19 protein-coding genes and 2 pseudogenes are annotated in these 21,622 nt (G+C 41.1%); 4 read left to right on the top strand and 17 right to left on the bottom strand.

The genetic code is table 11. The features are described from left to right. Positions 1-8: 8 nt before the first annotated feature. The 4 genes from KSMBR1_RS17370 to cobK form a co-directional block, all read right to left on the bottom strand. Complete coding sequence (locus tag KSMBR1_RS17370) at positions 9-1,166, bottom strand: glycosyltransferase family 4 protein (RefSeq protein ID WP_099326458.1); 1,158 nt, start codon at positions 1,164-1,166, stop codon at positions 9-11. Between the two features lie 61 nt (positions 1,167-1,227). Continuing rightward, a complete protein-coding gene (locus KSMBR1_RS17365) occupies positions 1,228-1,887 on the bottom strand; it encodes a metallophosphoesterase (RefSeq protein ID WP_099326457.1) in 660 nt (219 codons plus the stop codon). A 77-nt stretch (positions 1,888-1,964) separates the two neighbouring features. Next, entirely contained in the window at positions 1,965-2,120 is a 156-nt protein-coding gene (locus tag KSMBR1_RS21250) for a hypothetical protein (RefSeq protein ID WP_157820699.1), read from the bottom strand. Between the two features lie 97 nt (positions 2,121-2,217). Next, positions 2,218-2,979 (bottom strand): precorrin-6A reductase, encoded by a 762-nt coding sequence (gene cobK / locus KSMBR1_RS17360; RefSeq protein ID WP_099326456.1) that lies wholly within the window; start codon positions 2,977-2,979, stop codon positions 2,218-2,220. A gap of 404 nt (positions 2,980-3,383) precedes the next feature. Between cobK and lhgO the strand changes: the two genes are divergently transcribed. Together lhgO and KSMBR1_RS21245 are read left to right on the top strand one after the other, a co-directional pair. Continuing rightward, the gene (gene lhgO / locus KSMBR1_RS17355; RefSeq protein ID WP_099326455.1) at positions 3,384-4,577 is read left to right on the top strand and encodes an L-2-hydroxyglutarate oxidase; all 1,194 of its coding nucleotides are present in this window, start codon (positions 3,384-3,386) and stop codon (positions 4,575-4,577) included. 102 nt (positions 4,578-4,679) lie between these two features. Next, complete coding sequence (locus KSMBR1_RS21245; RefSeq protein WP_157820698.1) at positions 4,680-4,868, top strand: hypothetical protein; 189 nt, start codon at positions 4,680-4,682, stop codon at positions 4,866-4,868. Between the two features lie 246 nt (positions 4,869-5,114). Here the strand turns inward: KSMBR1_RS21245 and KSMBR1_RS17345 are convergent. The 3 genes and pseudogenes from KSMBR1_RS17345 to KSMBR1_RS17335 all read right to left on the bottom strand — a co-directional run. Next, positions 5,115-6,005, bottom strand: a pseudogene (locus KSMBR1_RS17345) (type I restriction endonuclease); the annotation flags it as partial. After that, positions 5,989-6,510, bottom strand: a complete 522-nt coding sequence (locus KSMBR1_RS17340; protein WP_099326453.1) for a transposase — start codon at positions 6,508-6,510, stop codon at positions 5,989-5,991. The pseudogene KSMBR1_RS17345 and the gene KSMBR1_RS17340, both read right to left, overlap by 17 nt. A gap of 15 nt (positions 6,511-6,525) precedes the next feature. Then, the gene (locus KSMBR1_RS17335; RefSeq protein ID WP_099326452.1) at positions 6,526-6,765 is read right to left on the bottom strand and encodes a restriction endonuclease subunit S domain-containing protein; all 240 of its coding nucleotides are present in this window, start codon (positions 6,763-6,765) and stop codon (positions 6,526-6,528) included. Between the two features lie 360 nt (positions 6,766-7,125). Here KSMBR1_RS17335 and KSMBR1_RS17330 point away from each other — a divergent pair. After that, positions 7,126-8,121: pseudogene (locus KSMBR1_RS17330) on the top strand (ISL3 family transposase); the annotation flags it as partial. 10 nt (positions 8,122-8,131) lie between these two features. Next, complete coding sequence (locus KSMBR1_RS23650; RefSeq protein ID WP_420886570.1) at positions 8,132-8,215, top strand: hypothetical protein; 84 nt, start codon at positions 8,132-8,134, stop codon at positions 8,213-8,215. 277 nt (positions 8,216-8,492) lie between these two features. Here the strand turns inward: KSMBR1_RS23650 and KSMBR1_RS17325 are convergent, their stop codons facing one another. From KSMBR1_RS17325 to KSMBR1_RS17275, 10 genes are all read right to left on the bottom strand, one after another. Then, a complete protein-coding gene (locus KSMBR1_RS17325; RefSeq protein WP_172953495.1) occupies positions 8,493-9,044 on the bottom strand; it encodes a hypothetical protein in 552 nt (183 codons plus the stop codon). Further along, entirely contained in the window at positions 8,998-10,749 is a 1,752-nt protein-coding gene (locus KSMBR1_RS17320; RefSeq protein ID WP_099326449.1) for an FAD:protein FMN transferase, read from the bottom strand. Before KSMBR1_RS17320 ends, KSMBR1_RS17325 begins: the two co-directional genes overlap by 47 nt. Before the next feature lie 175 nt (positions 10,750-10,924). Beyond that, a complete protein-coding gene (locus KSMBR1_RS17315) occupies positions 10,925-11,395 on the bottom strand; it encodes a hypothetical protein (RefSeq protein WP_099326448.1) in 471 nt (156 codons plus the stop codon). Positions 11,396-11,968: 573 nt separating this feature from the next. Next, on the bottom strand, positions 11,969-14,260 hold the full coding sequence (locus KSMBR1_RS17305; RefSeq protein WP_099326446.1) for a hypothetical protein: 2,292 nt from the start codon (positions 14,258-14,260) through the stop codon (positions 11,969-11,971). Positions 14,261-14,262: 2 nt separating this feature from the next. Then, entirely contained in the window at positions 14,263-14,925 is a 663-nt protein-coding gene (locus tag KSMBR1_RS17300) for an HD-GYP domain-containing protein (RefSeq protein ID WP_099326445.1), read from the bottom strand. A gap of 411 nt (positions 14,926-15,336) precedes the next feature. After that, positions 15,337-15,654, bottom strand: coding sequence for a DUF2325 domain-containing protein (locus KSMBR1_RS17295; RefSeq protein WP_099326444.1), 318 nt, complete (start codon positions 15,652-15,654; stop codon positions 15,337-15,339). Positions 15,655-15,728: 74 nt separating this feature from the next. Beyond that, complete coding sequence (locus KSMBR1_RS17290; RefSeq protein WP_157820695.1) at positions 15,729-16,772, bottom strand: lysylphosphatidylglycerol synthase transmembrane domain-containing protein; 1,044 nt, start codon at positions 16,770-16,772, stop codon at positions 15,729-15,731. Positions 16,773-16,880: 108 nt separating this feature from the next. Next, positions 16,881-19,439, bottom strand: coding sequence for a multiheme c-type cytochrome (locus KSMBR1_RS17285; protein ID WP_099326442.1), 2,559 nt, complete (start codon positions 19,437-19,439; stop codon positions 16,881-16,883). A gap of 3 nt (positions 19,440-19,442) precedes the next feature. Next, positions 19,443-20,528: a family 1 encapsulin nanocompartment shell protein gene (locus tag KSMBR1_RS17280; RefSeq protein WP_157820694.1), complete on the bottom strand. Its 1,086-nt coding sequence runs from the start codon at positions 20,526-20,528 to the stop codon at positions 19,443-19,445. Positions 20,529-20,600: 72 nt separating this feature from the next. Beyond that, positions 20,601-21,575: a cation diffusion facilitator family transporter gene (locus KSMBR1_RS17275; protein ID WP_099326440.1), complete on the bottom strand. Its 975-nt coding sequence runs from the start codon at positions 21,573-21,575 to the stop codon at positions 20,601-20,603. Positions 21,576-21,622: the final 47 nt, after the last annotated feature.

Genomic DNA, 21,622 nt, shown 5'->3' with positions numbered 1-21,622 from the left:
GTATGGTATTAAAAGTTACTGTCACACACAAGCCTCCGATATACCGACAACGTTTTGTTTATATTTACTTCTAATGAATACTTTTCCGACTTATTCCTTGCTGCCAGTCCCATTTGCTTCCGTTTCTCCTTATCATAAAGCATCTGCAAAGCATCAGCGATTTCTTTTGCATTGATCGGATGTTCAATAACGATACCATCTTTGCCGTCCTCGATAATTTCAGATGCACCGCTCGCTTTACTCACAATTACCGGAAGACCCGACGCCATTGCCTCCAGGCATGCCGTGCCAAACGCATCATACTCACTGGGGAAAACAAAAATATCACCTGCCGCATATATTTTGTGAATTTCTTTGCTAGTGCCCGCAAAAATTACCAGTTCATAAATACCTTTCTCCTTCGCAATTGCCCGAAACTTTTCTTCATATCCCCTGCCAACAACCAACAGTTTCACGTTTTTTGGCATATCTGCCATTGCCAAGGCATGTATCACATGTATGAGGCCCTTCCTCTTAAACCCGGAACCCACAAACACCAAAAGAATATCATCCGGAGCCACATCATACATGCTTCTTATGCTATCCCTGTATTTCCGGCTGTTATCCGGACTAAAAAGCATTGTATCCACGCCATTGTAAATAATTGCTATGTCTTCAGGGGGTATTTTATAATGTGACACCAACTCATCTTTGCACATCTCAGAAATACAAGTAACCTGTTTGTAGCGTTTCCCTTTAAAAATCATTTTCTCTAAAAGCAAAAGGCTCATGTGCCTTGGATTAAGGCAGAGCAATGCCCTGCCAAAGATGGTCTGCATGGAAGGATACGTATGCAGCATATAATCCCAGTGACATCCCCCCCCTACTCTGTAAATATCCTGATACAATGTTTGTGTAAACCCGTGAACAATGTCAAATCGTATGCCAGTTTTTTTAACCGCCCGTGGGGCATTGAAGGCGAATGTCCAGTATTTTAGCGGAGACCAGAAAGAAATGGCAGGTACATAGTGAAAGATATATCTGTTATCTTCTTTTTCAGGAAGACAATGCGTAAATATATGCACCTCATATTTTTTACTGACTAGTTGCTCTGCCAAATTATATACATAACGCTCAACGCCACCTTTTTCTTTAATAAATTGATACACTACTAATGCAATCTTCATTGAAATCAGGTTCCTTTGGCAGCGACTTTATTCTGTTATTGTTGTTAAAGATAGAAATCCCTTATGCTATAGACCGCAGGTTAGCAGATATTACTCTTTCATCACAATCTATTTCAATATACCACCCATCACGAAACATACCCGCATTCAATATCAGCGTGTCCCCGATTTTATCTTTTCCTTTTGCCTCATGTATATGTCCTGAAATGCAAACGTGAGGCTTTTGTTGTTCAATAAAATCCCTCGCGGCGCTGCTTCCCACATGCATGCCATTACTAATTCTGTCAACAGCGGTATCTTTGGGCGGTGTGTGACACACCATAATTTTCCATCGTGCGCCCTTTACCATGTTATATCCTTTTAACAAATTTGCCGCTATTTCATCTTCACTGATTTCAGACGGAGTATTAAAAGGGGTTGGATTTGATGCACCACAGCCGAATACCCCAACGTCTCCAAAAAAATACCCTTTCCCATGCAGGTTTATGCCGATATCAGTCAGATAATTATTTACTGCAGAAGTATCCATATTCCCATACTGTGCATATATATTATTATTAATCATTTTCAATAAGTTTATGACCGGTTCAGCGTGTTTTTTGCCGTGACAGTTTGTAATGTCACCTGAAATAATTATTAAATCGGCTTTTTCCACAATGTGTTGAATTAACGGAAGTTTACTGACGTCTTCATGAACATCGCCAAATGATATGATTTTCATTGTCGCACCTCAAAAAATCTTCTGTCGAAATATGAGACCAGAAAGTCAGGCAAGAAACCCGACCTACGTTATCTAATTCAATGTTTAGTACCTTCTATCGCTCGTTTGCACCACTTTGCTATTTGTGTCTTATGAACTTCGTACTGTGATGACAATTCTGCCAGCGTCTTTTCTTCCCTGATAGCATCCAATGCCACCTTTGCCATGTATTCTGCATCAAAACCCTTTCTCATTTTTCAGACCTCCCTTTCTATTACTTATCTTACCAAAAAAGCATCTTAACTACTGGTATGAAAAAGCCCGTCCATTATATTATGCAAATGCATCGTTTTACCGCAGGGCTTTTACTTTATTCAGGATATCAGTAATACTTGTGTAAACATCCGGTAATGCTAATGCAGGCCTTGTTATCAGAATCGTGTCGATACCTAACTCAATAGCTGCCTGAATTTTCTCATTTACCCCCCCCACTCCCCCGCTTTCTTTTGAAACGATGACATTAATCCCGTATTGCTGAAACATAGCTTTGTTTAACTCTGTTGAAAACGGGCCATGCATTGCGATAATGTTTTTAGGAAATATCCCCATTTCAATGCACGACACGATATGTTCCGGTATGGGAAGTATACGAACAAATAGCTGTTTTTCATTTTTTAAAGAGATAAACTTTGAAACGCCTGAAATCCCGGTTGTCAAAAAAATATTAGTTCCAAGCTGCCTGGCTTTTTTTACCGCATCATCGGCAGAACTAACGCTATGTATAAGCGGGTGATCAGATATCACGGAGTCTTTGCGTTCAAAGCGAAAATAGTCAATGCCGGCTTCCCTGCATGCTTCATATGCGTTTTTTGTCGCTTCAACCGCAAAAGGATGTGTTGCATCAATTAAAACAGTGATTCCTTTTTCCTGAATGAGTCTTCTAAATCCTTCCTTGTCACAACGCTTTTGAATGCAAAGAGTATCAAGTCCAATTTGTTCAAACATCTTTCTGCCATATTCAGTAGCAACTGTAGTCCTTACATTAAAACCATCATAATGAAGTTGTCGGACGATTTCTTTACCCTCTTCGGTGCCGGATAATACTAATATCATAGACGTAATACAATTGTGAATAATTATTAAACAAGTAAAGGAATAAATCCTGTGTCTCTGCTTTATCGATTGATTTTTTAAGACAAGCAGAACGGAAAAAAATGCTTATTAAAATACTTTTGTAAATTTTTGGCAAAATGATGATACTTACACCTTATTTATTGCCATATCATTCCGTAACATGGTATTAATGGTCTATAGAAACAGGTCTTTTTCAACGCCTTGTTATCGTACATAAAATAAAACTACCGGTCAATTTCAAAAGGAAATTTGAAACATCCTTTTGGATTTACGATTTACAATTTTGAATCGTACCTCGTAAATCGTACTTCGCGAAGTCTGGAGATAGAAAGTATTTTCAGACAAAAAAACGTTCAGCAACCATCCATTAAGGAATATCGTACATGATAAAAACAGACATTTTAATTATTGGCGCCAGCATTATGGGACTCTCCATCGCGCGAGAGCTGCATCATAGACATCCTGAATTAATAATTACTTTAATCGAGAAAGAAGATTCCCCTGGCCGCCATGCAAGTGGCAGGAATAGCGGCATACTTCATGCGGGATTTTACTATACTCCTGACAGTTTAAAAGCGAAATTTACGGTTGAGGGAAACAGGCTTTTAACAGCATATTGTTTACAACACAACCTTTCCATTAACAGATGCGGGAAAGTAGTTGTTGCAAAAGATGAAGAGGATTTAAAAGGGATTTATGCGTTAAAAAACAGAGGTGACAAAAATGGCGTGGAATTACAAATAATAGATGAACAGGAACTATCCCAAATCGACCCAAATGCAAAAACATATTGCAAGGCTATCCATTCTCCTGCAACTTCAGTGGTGAACCCAAAAGAAGTATTGAACCATATCGCAACCGGTTTTAAAAAAAACATCAACCTGCTATTGAATGAAAAATTCATAAAGCGAGAGGGCCTTCATTCGGCAGTCACTAATAAAAATACAATACACTACCGGCACCTTATTAATTGCGCCGGTCTGTATGCCGATAAAATAGGCCACCAATACGGTGTTGGAAAACACTATACCCTCATCCCTTTTAAAGGACTGTATATTGAATATAAGGACAGTAATTTTATTCAAAAACACATATACCCCGTTCCCAATCTGAAAAACCCGTTTCTTGGCGTACACTTTACAAAAATGGTTGACGGGAGGGTAAAAATGGGGCCAACGGCAATTCCCGTATTTTGGAGGGAAAATTATGAGGGTTTATCCAATTTTCATCCCGGAGAATTCTTTGAAATACTCCGGTACGAGGCAAAACTTTTTCTTATGAATTCTTTTAATTTCAGAGATCTGGCATTTGCAGAGATGAAAAAACACTATAGGAAATATTTCATAAAACAAGCCGCTCATTTAGTGAAAAACCTGGAAGAGGATAAATTCGGCAATTATCTCACCCCGGGAATAAGGGCGCAACTGCTTGATACAAGAACAATGAAACTGGAGATGGATTTCGTTGTAGAACAGGAAGAAACTTCCACCCACATATTAAACGCGGTATCCCCCGCATTTACCTCTTCTTTTTCATTCAGCAAATTTATCGCAGATAAAGTGGAAAAGGCGATGTGAATCACCGGAAAAGCCTTATATGTATTGGTATTCAAGGCAGCTTGTATTTTCCGTTAGTAGCTTACTGCCGTACTTTTACCGTACCTTTTTTAAGGGGACACCATGAAAACAATAATTATCGCCTCATGTTTGTTGGTTGCCGGATGCACTTCAACGGTATCACAAACGGAGCAACAGTATTATGACGTTTATGACGAACAGGGCAAGCGCAAAGGTTACATTAGCAAAGTTTCTGAAAGCGTCATATTTTTTCTCAGTTTTCCTGCCAACTCCTTGAGTTTTGGATTATAGGAAAGGATTTTTCTCTTTCCACCCACCCCCTGAATCCCCTCCCAGGAGGGGACTTTTTGTTCTTCCCTCAACACAAAGGAGACTTTTTGTTTTGTCGTTTTCATGGGAGGATCGAGAATCTGTATTCCCCACCCTGTAAAGGCCGGAAACTATGTTCCCCTCCTGAGAAGGATCAGAGATTCTGTTCCACCCCTGGAAGGGGTCTAAAATTATATTCCCCTATCGGGAGGGGCTAGGGGTGGGTACATACCCAGCCGCCCTAATCGTTGATTCAACGTCCCTGTTCACCGCATAATACTGATGATACGCTGCAAGTATCTTTACTGTCTGTATAGTGATAATACCGGTTTCTCTGTCCTCTCTTTTGGATTTTTCAAAAACAATAAAATGCCGGACAAGGTCTAAGAGAGTAGTCTTATTCAACAGACCCTTGACGAGTGTCTCAAGCTGACCAATAAGAGGCGAGGCTTCAACCTTGTCGTCAGCCGTCTTCCACGCCATAAAACGGTTGAAAGCGGCGGAAATTGTACCTGCCCTGGCCTCCAGCCCATCTGAAATAACGATGAAACCGTTGTATGTAAACAATCCGGGAATCGCCTGCTTGTAGGTTTGTATCTGCTGAAAGGCGGAGTGAACAGTAGCGTTTTCATCGGCAGGATTCTTTAGCTCGATAATTACCAGCGGTAATCCATTTACGAAAAGAACTACATCAGGCCTTTTGTTGACGTGGTTCTCGATTACCGTGTACTGATTCAACACCAAAAAGTCGTTGTTCTCCGGGGAGTTGAAATCAATAAGCCATACGAGGTCGCCACGGCTGCTACCATCTTTCTGGTAGCTTACCTTAATGCCTTCGGTTAGCATCCGGTGAAAAGTTTCATTGTTCGATATGAGATCGGGTAAATTGAGACAAAGCAATTACTTTATCGCATCTTCCCTTGCATCCGCAGGGACATTCGAATTGATGCGGACCACGAAGGCAGTAAGCCGCTCAATGAGAAGAACATCCTCAAAAGACTGTCGCTCAGGTGTTACGCTGTCGGGCGCAACATCGGGGCCATAGACGTATTGATAGCCTGATTTTTCGAGCAGTTCGATGGCGAATTGTTCGATGGTATTTTCAGAAATTTTGTTCATAGTATTTATCAGTTAGCCAATGAGAGGGATTATTGATAATGTATTCTGAAATTTTATAATATGATTGTTCGTTGCGTATAATATGTTCGTAATAATTACGTTGCCATACCGTATGTACGTTTGTATTTTTCCGAAACCATTTTGTTACGCCAATTTTAAATCCCCGCACTATGGCGCCGATTGTTTTGGACGTGCCGTTTTGTAGGGGCGAATAATTATTCGCCCCTACATGTGCAACGATTTCGATAATCCAGTGTACATGGTTCGGCATAATCACATATTCACGTAAAATGGTATTCGGATAATGTTTTGGAATATCTAACCAACATTCTTCTGCTATGTTTCCCGCATTATTCAATACCATTTTACCATCGTATATTTTGCCGAATAAACATACATAGTGATTCGTGCATATCGTAATAAAATAGAATCCTTCCTGTGAATAATCGTATTCTTTTAATCTGATTGACTGACGATGATGTATTTTTGGATTATATTTTTTCAATTTTCAACCTGTCCATTAATCAGAAGCCTTAATTTTCTTCAAATTGAACCTTACTTTGCCACTCATTGATTTCTGTAACAGTAAATCGCGTAGTTTTTCGAGGATACGGATTTGTTTATTATTTATATCTATTTTTTCAAGATAAGGGGCACATTGGCGGTTAAAATCTTTAAGCCTTTCATAAGGTGCTATTTTGATTTCCGTGGAAAGCGCAATGTTTCTATTAAGACCCGGAACCGCTGAATCAGAATTCATTTCTTCGAAATTCAGAGTTTTCAACAAAAAATATTCATAGAAAAGCCCAGCAGAGTTAACTTTTCGACTTCACATAATATGTTGTGTCAATCGGAAAAAAGTTGTTATACAAATGTTTTGCTTCAGGCAAGTGAGTGGGTAAGAATGAGTCATGAATTGACTGCAACATAGCATAAAATAAGGGAAAAAAGAAGTTTTTTATGCGCAAAAAAACTGTATGCTAATTGAATGAAAAAAAAGAGACGACTGCTGGACGAATATAGGTTTCCCCGGGTTTAGTCCGAGAGCAGAAATTAAGGGGATATTTGGAGACTCGAAGGCACGTGTTATTAGACTTAAGCGGACACAAAAAAAACGGGATGTGGGTGTTGTGGAAAGATTCATTGGAGTCATTACGACAAGAAGGTGCGTCTGGTACGGGATTTATCCTGTGGAGATGCACGGATTTACCTGGAAGTGGAGGTGCGGCGAGTATTATGTCGGAAGTGCAAAAAGGTGAAGCGGGAAAAACTGGAATGGCTTGCGGGCAATCCCTTTTACACGAAGCGATTTGCCTATTCTGTAGGACGGAAGTGCCGTACTATGACCGTAAAGGATGTGGCGAAGGAGTTCAAGCTGGACTGGGATACGGTGAAGACATTAGACAAAGAATACATGAAGAAACAGCTTCGGAGGTATCCAGTAGCAGCACCTCGTGTAATTGGTATAGACGAAATATCCATAAGGAAAGGGCATACCTATCGGATAGTGGTAAGCGATTTGGAGCGTGGAAGACCGATTTGGTTTGGAGGGAAGGATCGGTCTAAAGAGAGTCTCGATATATTTTACCAGTGGCTTGGTGCAAAGAAGGTAAAGAAGATACGGTTGGCAGTAATGGATATGTGGAAGGCATTTGAGAAGTCAACGAGGGAGAATGCGTTTCATGCTGCGATCCTTTATGACAAGTTTCATGTAATGAGGCATCTTGGGGAAGCGTTGGACAAAGTGCGGAAGATGGAATATGCACGGCTTTCAGGTAAAGAACGTTCGTATATCAAAGGGCAGAAATATACGCTTCTGTCAAACAGAGAGAACCTCACCCTTGATGGACGCAAGGCGTTAAAGAAGCTGCTCATGGCAAACAAACGGCTCAACACTGCCTATCTGTTGAAGGAATCCTTTGGACAATTATGGAGCTATAAGACAGGGGGATGGTCAAGGAAGTTTTTCGATAACTGGAAGGAATCGCTGAAGTGGCAACGGTTAAAGCCTTACGAGAAGTTTGCAGAAATGATAGAGAAACACTGTGATGGCATTGCAGCATACAGCAGACCTGAGAACAAGGTCCCATTAGGCTTTGTCGAAGGCCTTAAATAACAAGATTAGGGTGATACAGAGAAGAGCATACGGTCTGAGAAATGAGGAATATCTTCGGCTAAAAATTCTTACTTGTATGCTACCAGAGATATAAAAATGCAAAAATTTACCCACTCATTTGCCTGAAGAGCCAACTAACTATTCGTCGGAGAGCGCCTTATTGCACTGGAAACTCTGTTTCCAGAACATTAGTGGGATTTGATTTAACAAATTATCAAAACTTATGTAACACATTAGTCTTTTAAAAAAGCAGGGGCGAAGCATTTGCCCGTTTGGGTATGAACGCATTTATGACAATTTATAGCAAATGCTTCGCCCCTACTGTCTCAGGTATTGTCGTGCTGTAGCTGTTTGTCTGTCTGTGTTGCCTGTTACTTTTTTATTTGCCCACGATAAAACCACATATCGTAGAGGGGGAAAAAGATGTATGCGCCGAAGGTAAGGATAAAGAGGATGTTGGAAATGGTTAACAGTATGACAAAATGGTGTGATGTATAGCGTATAAGCCATGGCGCACCGAGGTTCATGATGATCCCTGCTAAAGAGCCGCTGTAAACGGCAATCTTTAACCAATCACGCAATTGCGTCATTGCAAGCATCCTGGAAAGGATAAAAACGACAATGGGTATTGAGAAAATATGGGCGTGGGTTACTCCTAAAAGTTCTCTGTACGACTTGGGAAAATAAATACCTTCCTTTAAGCTCTCCAGGTATTCTTCCTGAGATTGATTCGGATCAAATTCTCCCCCTTCATCGCCACAATAATAGCGCACCGTTTTCGCCGGAGAAAAACCCGTCTTGTCATACGCTATCCAAAAACCTACCCCAATGGCGACGGTAATTATGGCCAGGAAAAATGTAAAAAATATCTTATTGCTAATTGGCAGAGACCACATGCCACGTGACATCGGTTTTTCCTTCATTTTCAACTCTTGTAAATTTTTCATTAAAACCACGGGTTGCATACAATACAATTTTCCCGCCCTTCTCACACGCAATCAATGCCTCAGCACCGGGAATCTCACGTAAATATTTCAGTCCTTTTTCTTGTCCCAAAACATATACACTTGTAGAAAGCGCATCAACATCCGTTCCGGATGGAGCAATTATTGTCACAGCAATTGTTCCGTTTACAGGCTTCCCTGTCCGTGGATCAATTATGTGTGAATACCGGACGCCATTAATTTCAAAGAATCGTTCATAATCGCCCGACGTCGCAGTTGCTTCATCCTTAAGCTCCAAATATCCCAGTATTTCATTTTTATATCTAGGATGCTGTATGCCAACCCTCCAGGCGTCTTTCCCGTCAGAAACCCCCAATACATATATATTGCCGCCCAGATTAATACAGGCATTGTCAATGCCATATTTCTTTAATACGTTCAACGCCTTGTCTACGGCATATCCTTTCCCAATAGCGCCCGGGTCTATTTGCGTTGATATATGTTTAAAAAACACCGTGCCTGGTTTTTTCTTATCTCCGTTTCTTTTTATCTCTATATTTTTATACGATACAGACGGCAAAAGCCTGTTAATTTCTTCATCAGAGGGAATATGTCCCTTCTCATTAAAGAACCCCCATAACGAAACTATGGGAGAAACGGTAATATCAAACGCCCCGCCGCTTAACTCGCTAAAAAAAAGTGATTGTTCAATAAATTCCAGGAATTCCTCAGAGCATGGAACAGGAGCCTTTGCCGCTTCCCTATTCACCCTGGAAAGTTCGCTGTCTTTTTTGTAATTGCTTAAAAGTGCGTCCATTCGCTCCATTTCATTCAGCGCGGCGTCAATTGCTGCACCTGCATTCTTCACATCATTGGAATAGGTGGATATCTCAGCGAAAGTACCCATAATCATTCTCGTTTCTTTTACGAGTTTTTTCCCGGAAGCTTCATCCCCTTTTTTGCTCTGTTCTTCATTGAAATTGCGATGCGCCACGCCCTCAGACGATTGCATTTTTTTATCATTAAACGTGCCATCTCCATTAAGTTTTACCAGGGTATTGCCCTGTTTCTTAACGTTTACCTCCCTCTTGCCGTTCAGATAATATTCATTTATCACTCCCAGCACCTTCCTTACACCGGCGCACATATATTGAACTGACATGGTAGCACCGGTGATATTAATGATGTCTTTGTTGGTCCTGATTGAATTTTTGAATGATTTGCCTGAAAACTGGTGGAGAAAACGTTTCCTTGCAATCTCTCCCCCGCGGCTTTCCCGATAGACAAGCACGGCGACCTCGCTTATCTTCCCGTTTGGTTTTACTCCAACAATAAAGGTAAACGGGTGAAACTTGCCTATCTCTTCTGTTATGATCGCATATCCCTGGATTTCATTATTTTTCTTTCCAATATATACGATAAAACCATCCTCAAAGATACGCCTTTTTAATAACTGTTCCAGATGCTGTTTTTCTTCCGGAGTCATAATAAATTCGTCGGTTACTATTTCATCGCTCTTCGGGAAAACCAGTTTAAGCGCCTCTTCCTGGGTAAGATACACGTCCATTTGAAAATTTTCTGCAGGTTCCGCTTCCCCTTCCTGAGAAAAAACCTTGCCGGCAAAAGACACCAACAAGATCAGTGAAACGTAAAGGCTGAACTGAAAAAATACATTTTTATTCATGATAAACTATCCTATCGGAAAATATCCGGCGAAGCGGGGCCTCAAACCGATTTAAAAAAGCTAATATTGACACATTGGAGAGCACGGTAGCGGTGAAGCATTTGCCCGTTTGGGTATGAACGCATTTATGACAATTTACAACAAATGCTTCGCCCCTACATTGCAATTAAATGTTTCAAGGTGCCTGCTCCATTGCACTAAGAATCTGTTCAACCCTATCAAGGATCATTTGTTCGGGGAGTCCATTTGACGGAATGCGGTCCCAGCGATACGCGCGCGTTCCGCCAGGAGCCTTCTGTTCCACCTGAGATCCTATCGAAAGATAGGTTTTGTTTTGCTCCGGCACAACGGTAATGAATAAACGGTAACGTTCGTGCCATCGCCCCTCCAAAAGCACTCCCATGTTCTGTGTTGTGGAATAGCCACTAACCCAGTCAGTTATCAGAAGTCCTTTTTCTACATTCTTCTCTTTCACGCGTATTCCAATAAGCGCCTGATCAACCGCCTCCCAAACCGATGCTGCATCGCCGTTGACATACCGTGAAACATTGGTTAAATTCCTTCGTCCCCATTGTCCTGTAGCGCAACCGGCAAGTGCTATGAAAGCAAAAAAAGTGATCATTAATAAGGCAACATTCCGTTTCATTTACGACAATCCCTTTGTCTTCGTTGAAAAGTAAAAATAGTAACAGATATATCCATCTTTTACAAACACTTTGTATCCTTCCTGTTTTCAGATTGAACCGGATGTTTTTTACAGTACCATTGGCTGTGAATGGTAAAAAGCCGTGAAAAAAACCATAAACAGTGCAAAAAGTTTCGGTTCAATTTTGGACAATTGAATCAGATCCAAGAAACTACTCCACGGAAAAATCACGGACAAACAGAGTTTGTCCGTGCCACCCCTTGTAATGGATTTTATTTAAAATATGTAAATCCTTGGTATCCATTTTACGGCTCTACAGTTATTTCCAATTTATGCGATCTCCAAGCGGGTTCAGGTCTGTGACCTGAACCCCACGTTTTATATAGGCAATTTAACCATAAAATGTATGTGGCGCTTCTGAACCCGCAAAGAGTTTTTTGAAAAATCCCGATAATTGCAATGTTTTGGGCATTCAAACATTTTAATTTAGTATTTGTCTTGAATTTCGTGATTCGACATTCGAATTTGTTCTTAATTTTTTTGTTCAGTAACGCACCTTCACGGATATCCATTTTACGGCTCTACGGTTATTTCCACTTTATGCGATTCATAATCATTTTCCTCCAGGGAAGAAATCACATATCCGTTTTGCGCCGCAAATTCAAGCGTTCCTTTCGGATAAAAGCGGTAAATAAGCCTTGCAGTGATGGTTATTGTGCTGTTGTCCAGTGTTTGGAACTCATAGTGTGTGGTGTCTGTCTCATTCGCCTTGATGCGCGTATCGTACAATTCCTCAACGGCAAAGGCATACAATATATCATTGAAAAAAGGATCCAGATCCTTGTTATCTTCAAGCATCCTGTTATGTTTTATGAATATTTTGCCCGACTTCCCTGCATAGTCTCCTTCACCATTATAATAGCCATTCGGGAAATTTCCTCCCGGGGTATCAACGACTTGATCATTGGTTTGACTAAGAGAATTTCCTGTTTGCGTTACTTCCACATATAAAACGACATTTCGTTGCGTAACACCGGATGGGTAAGCATGACCCGTATGTGAATTTTTCACATCCACATCAAAACTGACAATACCATCAGTGACACTGGCATTCGAAACTGAAAGATCCACCGCCCAATCAAGATATCGTTTCTTTTCGCCAACCGGAAGGTTTTGATTGGTTCCTTCAAAATGGTGAGGATATATGGTTCTGGGGTCGCGGCTGGTCCCCGACTGCTTTTTGTCTTCGGACAACATATAAAATGAATCTGTGACCTCTTTATAATTTGCAATAGATTTGCCCGTTGCGGGGTCAGGGGGTGGGTCTTTCATATGGCAATCCTGACACTGCAGCGCCCGCCCTGCATAATTGTTTACCGGATAATCTTCTTCCAATCCGCTATAACCGCTAAATCTCCATTCGCGATATGTATCTTCACTCCATAATATTCTCTCAATGGTTTCTTCGCCCGTAGGTTGATCATTTTCGTCTACCGGTTGTAAATATAATTTCCGTGCATCCTGATGGCAGGAGGTGCATATTTCACTCTTTTTAAACAGAGGAACGTACGATGCCTGCATACTTTTATATGTAACATCGTCAAAAGGCCCAAACATCACCTTCCCCTCTTTTGAGGATTCCAGGGAAGGATCGGGACGTAAAAGGTCAACTTTATAATTCACGCCTGGTTCCGTCCAATACTCTTCCCCATCATGCACATTTTGAATCTTATGACAAAAATCACAATGAACACCCTGTTTGTCTATTGAAGATAAATTATCAACATCAGTCAAAACACCTGCCCTCATATCCCATTTTGGTGTCTTACCGTCGCCCTGTAAACCGGATGCAAACGAAGGAGAATGACAATCAGCGCAATCGTGAAGATTCCCCGCGTCTCCGAGAATCTTATATCTGCCGGTGTCGTCTTCAAATATTTTCCCCTTATCGCCTACAAATTCAGGATTCGGATCGTTAAAGATTGAATCATCTTCAAAATTTGAGCGGTCACCCGTCACGTACCATGCGGTATATAAAAGAAAGTTCAGTTGATTTATCGGATTCATCGCCGAGGCTGCCATCTCGCTGTCATTCCATTCATTATAAATATTACTGTGACACTTTTTACAATTTTTACTCGTCCGGTATTCATAATCAGAATGGTCTTTCTCCGGAAACGTTGAAAGGGCAATCTCTGCAAAATCATCCTCCCCCAAAATTATTTCTTTACCCGCATTTTTAAATCCTTCTTTGCCTGCGGCAACTATGACTTCCTGTCCGGAAATGCCCTCGTATGTAATTAAAAAACTTCCGTCTTCGTCAGAGAGCACATAGTGTGCTTCATCTTCCGGATAATAGCTCTCATCATTTTTATTAATATCCGCCATCCCCTGTATCCTTACCCGGGCATCTTTTATATTACCTGAATATTTATCATAAACGGTTCCGGCAATCTCCCACGTTTCATACGTACCTACCACAAGACGCGCTTTTTTTCTGATTTTATAATCTTTCCATTCCAGTAGTATCTTGATTGTTATTTTTTTGCCAACCTCATAATCACCGAACGAAACTGAACCTGTGAACGCGCTTTGAGCCGTATTCCAGGTTAATTCAAATTCATTTTTTGAGTTTTTACCCTTTTCTTTTAAAGTAAAAACAGATTTTGTAACGTCATGATAGTCATACTTATTTTGTGATATCTTCACAAAGAGGGTATCCGTGGCGAGAAAAGCCCTGTCATCCGTAGAAAAGTCCGCATTTCTGCTCAACGTATATGAAACACCGGCAAAGGCGCCCTTGCAAAGAAAAACAGATACAATGAAAAACACAATGGTTATCTTTAGAGTAGTATTATATTTCATAACTAAATCAATCTCCTTGAGTGCATTAATTCTTCATGCCCCACAAAGGCATAATGTTTTATTTCTTCTGTTTTTAATTTATTTAATACCACTTCTATTTCATTTTGTATCTTCATCATGTGGCTTATTACTGTTGGACAAAACTGGCTCCCGGTATGAAGCTCAATCTCCCCGAAACATTCCTCTATGTTTTTTGCCCTTCTATAGGAACGGCCTGCAATTATTGCATCAACGGCGTCTGCCACAGAAATTATTCTCGAGGCCAGAGGAATGCCTCCCCCTTTAATGCCTTCCGGATAACCCAGTCCGTCAAAACGTTCATGATGGTGAAGCACTATCCATGATATATCCCCAAACAACGGCAATCTTTTCAGAATATTACAACCTATCCGTGGATGTGCCTGTATTTCTTTTTTTTCTTCAATGGTCAGTTTTCCAGGTTTATTTAATATCTTATCGCATATACCTATCTTGCCTATATCGTGCAAATGTGCTGCTATATGTATTATTTCTTTTTCATTCTCCGGCAATGCCATTTCATTTGCAATCATCACTGACAATTCAGCAACGCGCCATGAATGAATAGAGGTGTATGGATCCCTTGCATTTAAAATATTTACGACAATATCAATTACTTCATGGATATTTGCCTTTTGTCTTGTCATAATATTACTTTAATCAATAACTGCTCCTCATGGTTCACCAAACATTAGTAATTTTTATAACTATTTAACCCACTGCCCCCTCTTTATCCCCTCTTTTTAGCGAGAAAATGAGAATTGTTTCTTTTAAGTTGAGTTTTTAAAAGACAAAAACCAACGGCATTCAATTTTACTCACCCCCTGGCCCCTCCCAAGAGGGGAATTTGACAAGTCCCTTCTTGGGAGGGGATTAATGGGTGAGTTTGTTCATTGCTTGACTAAAAATTTGAAACTCCAATACATCAATGCAAAGCAAAGCACCACTTCGCTCGTAACGAAGCAATCGCTTCGTTCTACAACTTTGAAATTCCATAACATTTTTTGTAGAGACGCATGTAATGCGTCTCTACAAAAATATTGAAAATTCCTATACGTTTAATTAAGTGGGAACAGCAACCCCTTCTTTTTAAGCTGACACTGGTTATCCTTTATCTTTTGATAAATGGACGACCATGATCTTTTTGCATAAACAACAGGTATTTCCTTCAAACTTGCATACTCTTTAATTTTGTGTGAAAGGTTATGGTTCACGTAATCACACAATACAATAATAAAATCCATTGACTCAGGAATGCTGTTTCGCATCTTTTGATTGCTTCTCCCAGCCAGATGTTTTATATCATTCACCCCTATTTTATCAAGCTCCTTTGGAATACTCCCCAGATGATCGCCGCCCACTATCAATACAGACATTTTCAATCCTCCAAATATTGTTATTGAGACTCATTCGCAATATAATACTAAAAAAAATCTGATTGTCAATAAAATTATTCTCCGACGCTCCTTCCATATCTTTCTTTCAAAATACATGGCGCCGCTGCGATAGCATCGTATTTTCTCAAAGTAATTTTTGAATAAATGGTAACAACCAGCATATAACACAGTATAATTATGTGTGATGAAAAAGATACGATACTGGCGTCTTTCCCTGAAAACCCGATAAGCACCAGTCCTCCGAACCATCCCATCTCGTGTGAACCAAAATCCGCGACCCCCTGAAACGCCCTTGACATTACGGCGATAACCGATACGGCTGTCATCTGCAAAAAGCTTACAGAATACCCTAATCCCCTGGTAATCATATAAAAAGCCAGGAATATGCACAACCAGGTACATAGTGTATAAAAAACGGTTTGAAGGCCTGTCCTGATATTACTGATTTCCCTGAAGCTCTGTACAATTTTCTGAAACTCTCCTGAAAATTTTTGGATTAATTTATTTTCCTGCCACAAAGCGAAAAAATTACTTTTTTCCCCTATCCATACCACATAGGTATTCTTCCTTAACATGCACAAAATAAACAATGCGGTAATCGCAAAAAACAATACTGCCCCGCCTTTCATTAGCATGCTTATCCAGGGTGTCATGCGCAATTTCATACATAATGCTATTATCCCGCAACATACAATAAGAAGTGAGTAATCAAACATCCTTGCAACCACAAGGGAAGAGATACCGTTCGCCACAGGAATGTTCAAATGCTTTCGCGCAAGATATATATACGTAGCCTCTCCGGTCCTAAAAGGCAGCAAGTAGTTATAAAAAATGTATAATGACTGCACCCGGAACAATTGTTTTCTCAATGTCTTTTTTGTGTGGATAAGGCATTGAAAACGTAATGTGCGAAATGCCTGGTTTGCGCTATAGGCAATAAACCCTAATGCTAACCAGAGAACAGACGCATTTTTTATCGTAACGAGAAAATCTTCCGGCCTCATTTTCGAAAATAAAACCCAATAAATAACAAACGGCAATGCTATGGGGAAGAGCCATTTTATGCTATTTTTAACTATCTCTTTTTTGTAATTCACACAATTATTCATCTGAAAATATCGATTTTTGTAACGACGGTTCAACACTCTTAACACGCTCATACATATAAAAAACTTAAAATCCTGCCAACGAATGCCTTTGCTTTTTCAAAAGCCTGAACTGCTACCGGATTTTAAACGTCTTAATTTTTCAGCCTCATCCCGTATACGAGTCAGATTCCCGACTCCCTGAGCAGTACCCCACCACCAGCTTATATCCGGCTGGGCGTGAGCAGCGCCTTTATAACCTTGCAAATGGCTCCAGAACCACATCTCCGCATATTCCCTTTCTATGCCGCCAGGATTCCCTTCATTTTGGGTAAAAATAGAATAAGCGCCAAGAATGGGGCCTATCACCGGTAAATGCCCGTTGGTTTGTTTAAATAGCCTGTACATTTCAGCCCCCAGTTTTTCAGCGCCAAGCACCTTAATAATCAAATCACTGAGGGGAAAGGGAGGCCTTTTCTCCGGAGGAGGTTCAATTGCATTCTCACTAAAAAGTTTTTCTATAATAAGCTGCGCTTCGTCTATCCGCCGCCATGATTCAAACATATATTGGTCTAACGAATCAAGCCACATGCCGGCAAAGCGGCTGCTATGGCATTTTGAACAAAGCTCCACCCATTTGCGGCGTTTTTCCTGGCTTTCAGCAGAATAGATTTCAAGTTTTTTATCCATGGGCGGTATTTTTATTCCATAGGGGAAGTCTTTTAGTCCTGATTTAAATTCCACTTCCTTTGGGGGAATGACTCCCATGCGCCATATACCCTTTGTTTCCACATTCATTTCCCATTTATTATTTCCAACGTACATATGACAATATTGACAAGTCGGCGCCAGATAATCTTCCCCGGGAATAACCTCCGCAAGGTTTTTGTCCCAATTCCACCGCTCTTTTGTAGTCTCATAAATTACCCCCCATTTGGAACGTGAATAACTCTCCCAATCGGGGTGGTCAGGTCCCATATGACAAATTGAACATGCTTCGGGCCTTCGGGCTTCAGCCGCGGAAAAACGGTGGCGTGAATGGCAATCATCACATGAAGACATGTTTTGGTGGCATTGATCGCACCCCACCATAGAATATCCCTCGCCTCGCCGATAGTATTCAGCATACCATGGAGTAGATACATTCCCTTCCCAGCTTTGAGGGTGGTTTGGCCTTCCATGATCTCTCCCTTTTATAAATTCCGCTGCTTGTTTTGGATGACAGGCTCCGCATGAATTGTCAACTGTGGGCATAAAGAGTTTTTCATGATCGGAACCATGGCAGTAAGAACAATACACACCGTCCTTTGTGCCAGGCCGCCAGTTGTTCAGCTCTTTCCCGATTAATGCCTCTATCTCCTGCGTCTCAGCGGATACATGCGGGTTTTTCTTTGGATTTGCATGGTTGGACATTTTCCATTCGGCAACAATACCAGGTGTTGTTTCCTCATGGCATTCTACGCACTGATCCGGCCTGTATTTCACCAGTAGATTTGTATAAGCGTCGCTTTCCGGAGGAACATAATGCCGTGAAGGATTAAAATAGGTATAAAGCGGAATAGGGCTATAATAATCACCCCAAATGCCGTCACCCTTTTCTAAGCCTGCAAATGATTCATACATGTTTTTCTCTGTAATTTCCGGATACATGTAAGCACCTGAAAAACCCTCAAGCGTTGGAGGCTGTCTATCCTGGCCAGGCGCACTGAGTGTTTTCCTACCTTCATCGCACGATGCAATCACAGCATTGACCCTTTTCCCTTCCTCAACCATAAAAATACCGAACATGCCGTTCATCATATGTTCCTGTGACTGGCAGTGAAAAGCCCAGTTACCCTTCCCCACACCTTCACCGGCAACGAAATCCAGGACATAAGAGTCAAATGGATTCAACCCGATAGTATCAATAAGCTTATCACAAGATTTATCCAGCCAGCGATGCCCGTGGGTATGAAAAGTGTGTGCTTCCTCCGTAATATTTATGAGATGAAACCTTACCTTGTCCCCCATTTTTGCCTTCCATGTTTCTCCTGGAAATGCGGAACTGTCTCCCCTCATAAGCTCAATATCGCCTGATTTATTGTTAAAGGCATAGTATTCCTGTCCGTTTACATTAAATGCATGCATAAATACCACAAACTCTTTATCCGGAGGATTTGGATCACCGCCAACCGGTTCCACAATAAGCGCTCCCCATAATCCTCTGGATAATCCCTCTTCGCCGCCTCTCTCAAATACGTAGGAGTGGTAAAACCACGTGCCTGGCGTGCCGGCAGTATCCCACTCAAAAATCCTTGAATCCCCAGGCGCTACAATACTTGCTGGATTCCCGGCAATATTAACGCCGACATTGGCGGTGGTATATTTAACTCCGTGAGGGTGGATAGAGGCAGGAACTGTCAGTTTATTCCTGAAGAGAATCTTAACCTTAGTTCCTTCCCTTACCTTTATGACAGGGCCGGGTACGGTGGGTACGTCACCTTTCAGGCAATACCCCCAGGCATCAAAGAACACGCCGGGCCTTGGCTCTATTGTTAAGGGTTTGGCCTCCATCTCCAAATGCACAGCACCATCCTTACCGGTAAGACAGCGGATGTCAGCGTATAAACATTGAAAACACAGAAAAAGGAAAAGGAAAGCCAGCACCACAGGCACTAAAGCCGCTGATTTGTTAAGCATAACCTACTCCAATGTACAAATTGCCTGCGGACATTTAATCCTGAGCACAGAACTCCCCACAACCCTGAACCGGTGGTTCAGATCCTGAGGGCCCCAGTACTCTACTTTATAATTGCTCCCTACGGCAAGGTCCATATTCAGACTGCCCGTTGCAATTACGAGCGCCACATCTTTATTAAAAACGTAGCTCTGATAAACACCCCCGTTTACCAACTCTTTTACCCCCTGTATCTCTAATTGTCCTGTACGCTCATAAACCCTGTGGAGATATGCATACAACTTTGGACTCACTACCAAAGCAAACGGGCCATTAAAACCCCTGCTTGTCAGTTTCTCTACTGCCAATACAACATCCTGAAAGCCGTTTCCAATAACTGACCAATCACTGAGTTTCATTATATTCCTGCCGCTTGCAGTCAAAAGCCCCGGAATGCCCATCTCAGACAAACCGTTAAAAACCATGTCGTCCTCTTTCCTGGAAACAGACACCGCAGCTCCTATTGCAGCACTTATATCAATGGGCGTCTCACACTTTTTGCTGAACTCAATATCTCTCCGGAAAAGCCAAAAGTCTTTGTAAATAAGGTATATTTGAGCAATTTCCCTCTTAAGGGGATGTATCGCCTCATTGCCCTCGCCCAGCATATCAATGCTTGCCCATGATGGCAGGCCATACGTATCAAGTGGCACACTCTGGGCGCCTGTTCCAAGTGGTCCGTAAATGTTTAAGAATTTTCTCCCTACAAGATGCTTTTCTGTTGTCTCATGGACTGCACGTTGAATTTTGTTCCAATCTTCTTTGTTGATGTTTATTTCAGATGAAATTTTTGCGAATCTACCATCTTTTGCGTCTGAGCATGTATCATCTGCAGCAAAAGCTTTGTGACACACAATACAGCTTTGTCCCTGGTATGGAGTATTTTTATGGACTGCATTTAATTCTTGTGTGGTATGACACGAAAAGCAATCATCTACTTTTGCACACGCGGCAAAAGCAGAGGACCCCACCTGCGATAGAGAAAATACTGCTAACAAGGCAAAAAAACCCGTCACTGCATATACTTTTTTAAATGTATTTAAAATACCCATAACCATCCCTCCCGAATTTCCTCTTATAAATGTTTATTTAAAAAATCCACCAATAAAATACTGCATTATTAGTCATATGGTATTCTCCTTTTTGTCAAATAAAAGTAATAAAAACCAAATTGAGCTTACATATGAAAAAAATGAAAGTCCATTGTATTCTTTTACATTTATTTTATCAGAATGGTACGGTTCTATATGCACTACCACATCGCGGATATTTACATTTTTATTAATCAGCTCGTCTTTTACCAGGTGTGCAATCGCATGGCTTTCCATTACACTCATCTCACCTTCAACCTGCACATGAATATCTACCAGCAGCGTAATTCCGCTTTTTCTAATCCTGCATTTCCCGATCGATAAAACACCCTCTACCTGTTTTGCCATTCTAATGGTTTCATCTTTTATTGTTTGCGGAGCTGAGGCATCCATTACCTCATTGAGCGCTGTCCTGAAAAGTTTCATACCGTTAAAAGTTATAATCACACATGCAAATAAAGCCGCCCAACTGTCTGCGCTTTCATAGCCTTTGCCGCCTATAAGAGCAATTGAAATACCAATTAATGCCGCGGCTGAAGTAAGTGCGTCAGCCCGATGATGCCATGCGTCACCTTGCAATGCGGTACTGTCTATTGAATCTCCGATGGAAATAACAAACCGAAAGAGTATTTCTTTTGTTACAATGACAAACACTAATACGATAAGCGTAAACCATTCAGGTGTTTTATGGGGAACCAGAATATCTTTAATACTATGAACTGCAATAAACAAGGCTGCCCCAAATAATAACATGGAAACAAACAGTCCTGCAATAGAGTCTGCCTTTCCATGCCCGTAAGGGTGTTTTTCATCCGGAGGTTCTGATGCTATTCTCAGGCCGCTCCATACGATAACAGAACTGATGACATCCGTAGTGGATTCAATGCCGTCTGCAATTAATGCATACGAATGCCCGATGATGCCGGTAATGATTTTAATTATTGCCAGCGCTGTATTAATAATTATACCAAGCACAGAGGCCTTAATGCCTGATTCAATGGAAGTCATTGTTTGTTATTACTTACAACGGATGTTCACCCCAAGTCAAAAAACAA

The organism is Candidatus Kuenenia stuttgartiensis, assembly GCF_900232105.1.
Taxonomy (GTDB): Bacteria; Planctomycetota; Brocadiia; order Brocadiales; family Brocadiaceae; genus Kuenenia; species Kuenenia stuttgartiensis_A.
The sequence above is the reverse complement of the archived record's forward strand: the minus strand, read 5'-3'. Positions and strand labels throughout refer to the sequence as shown.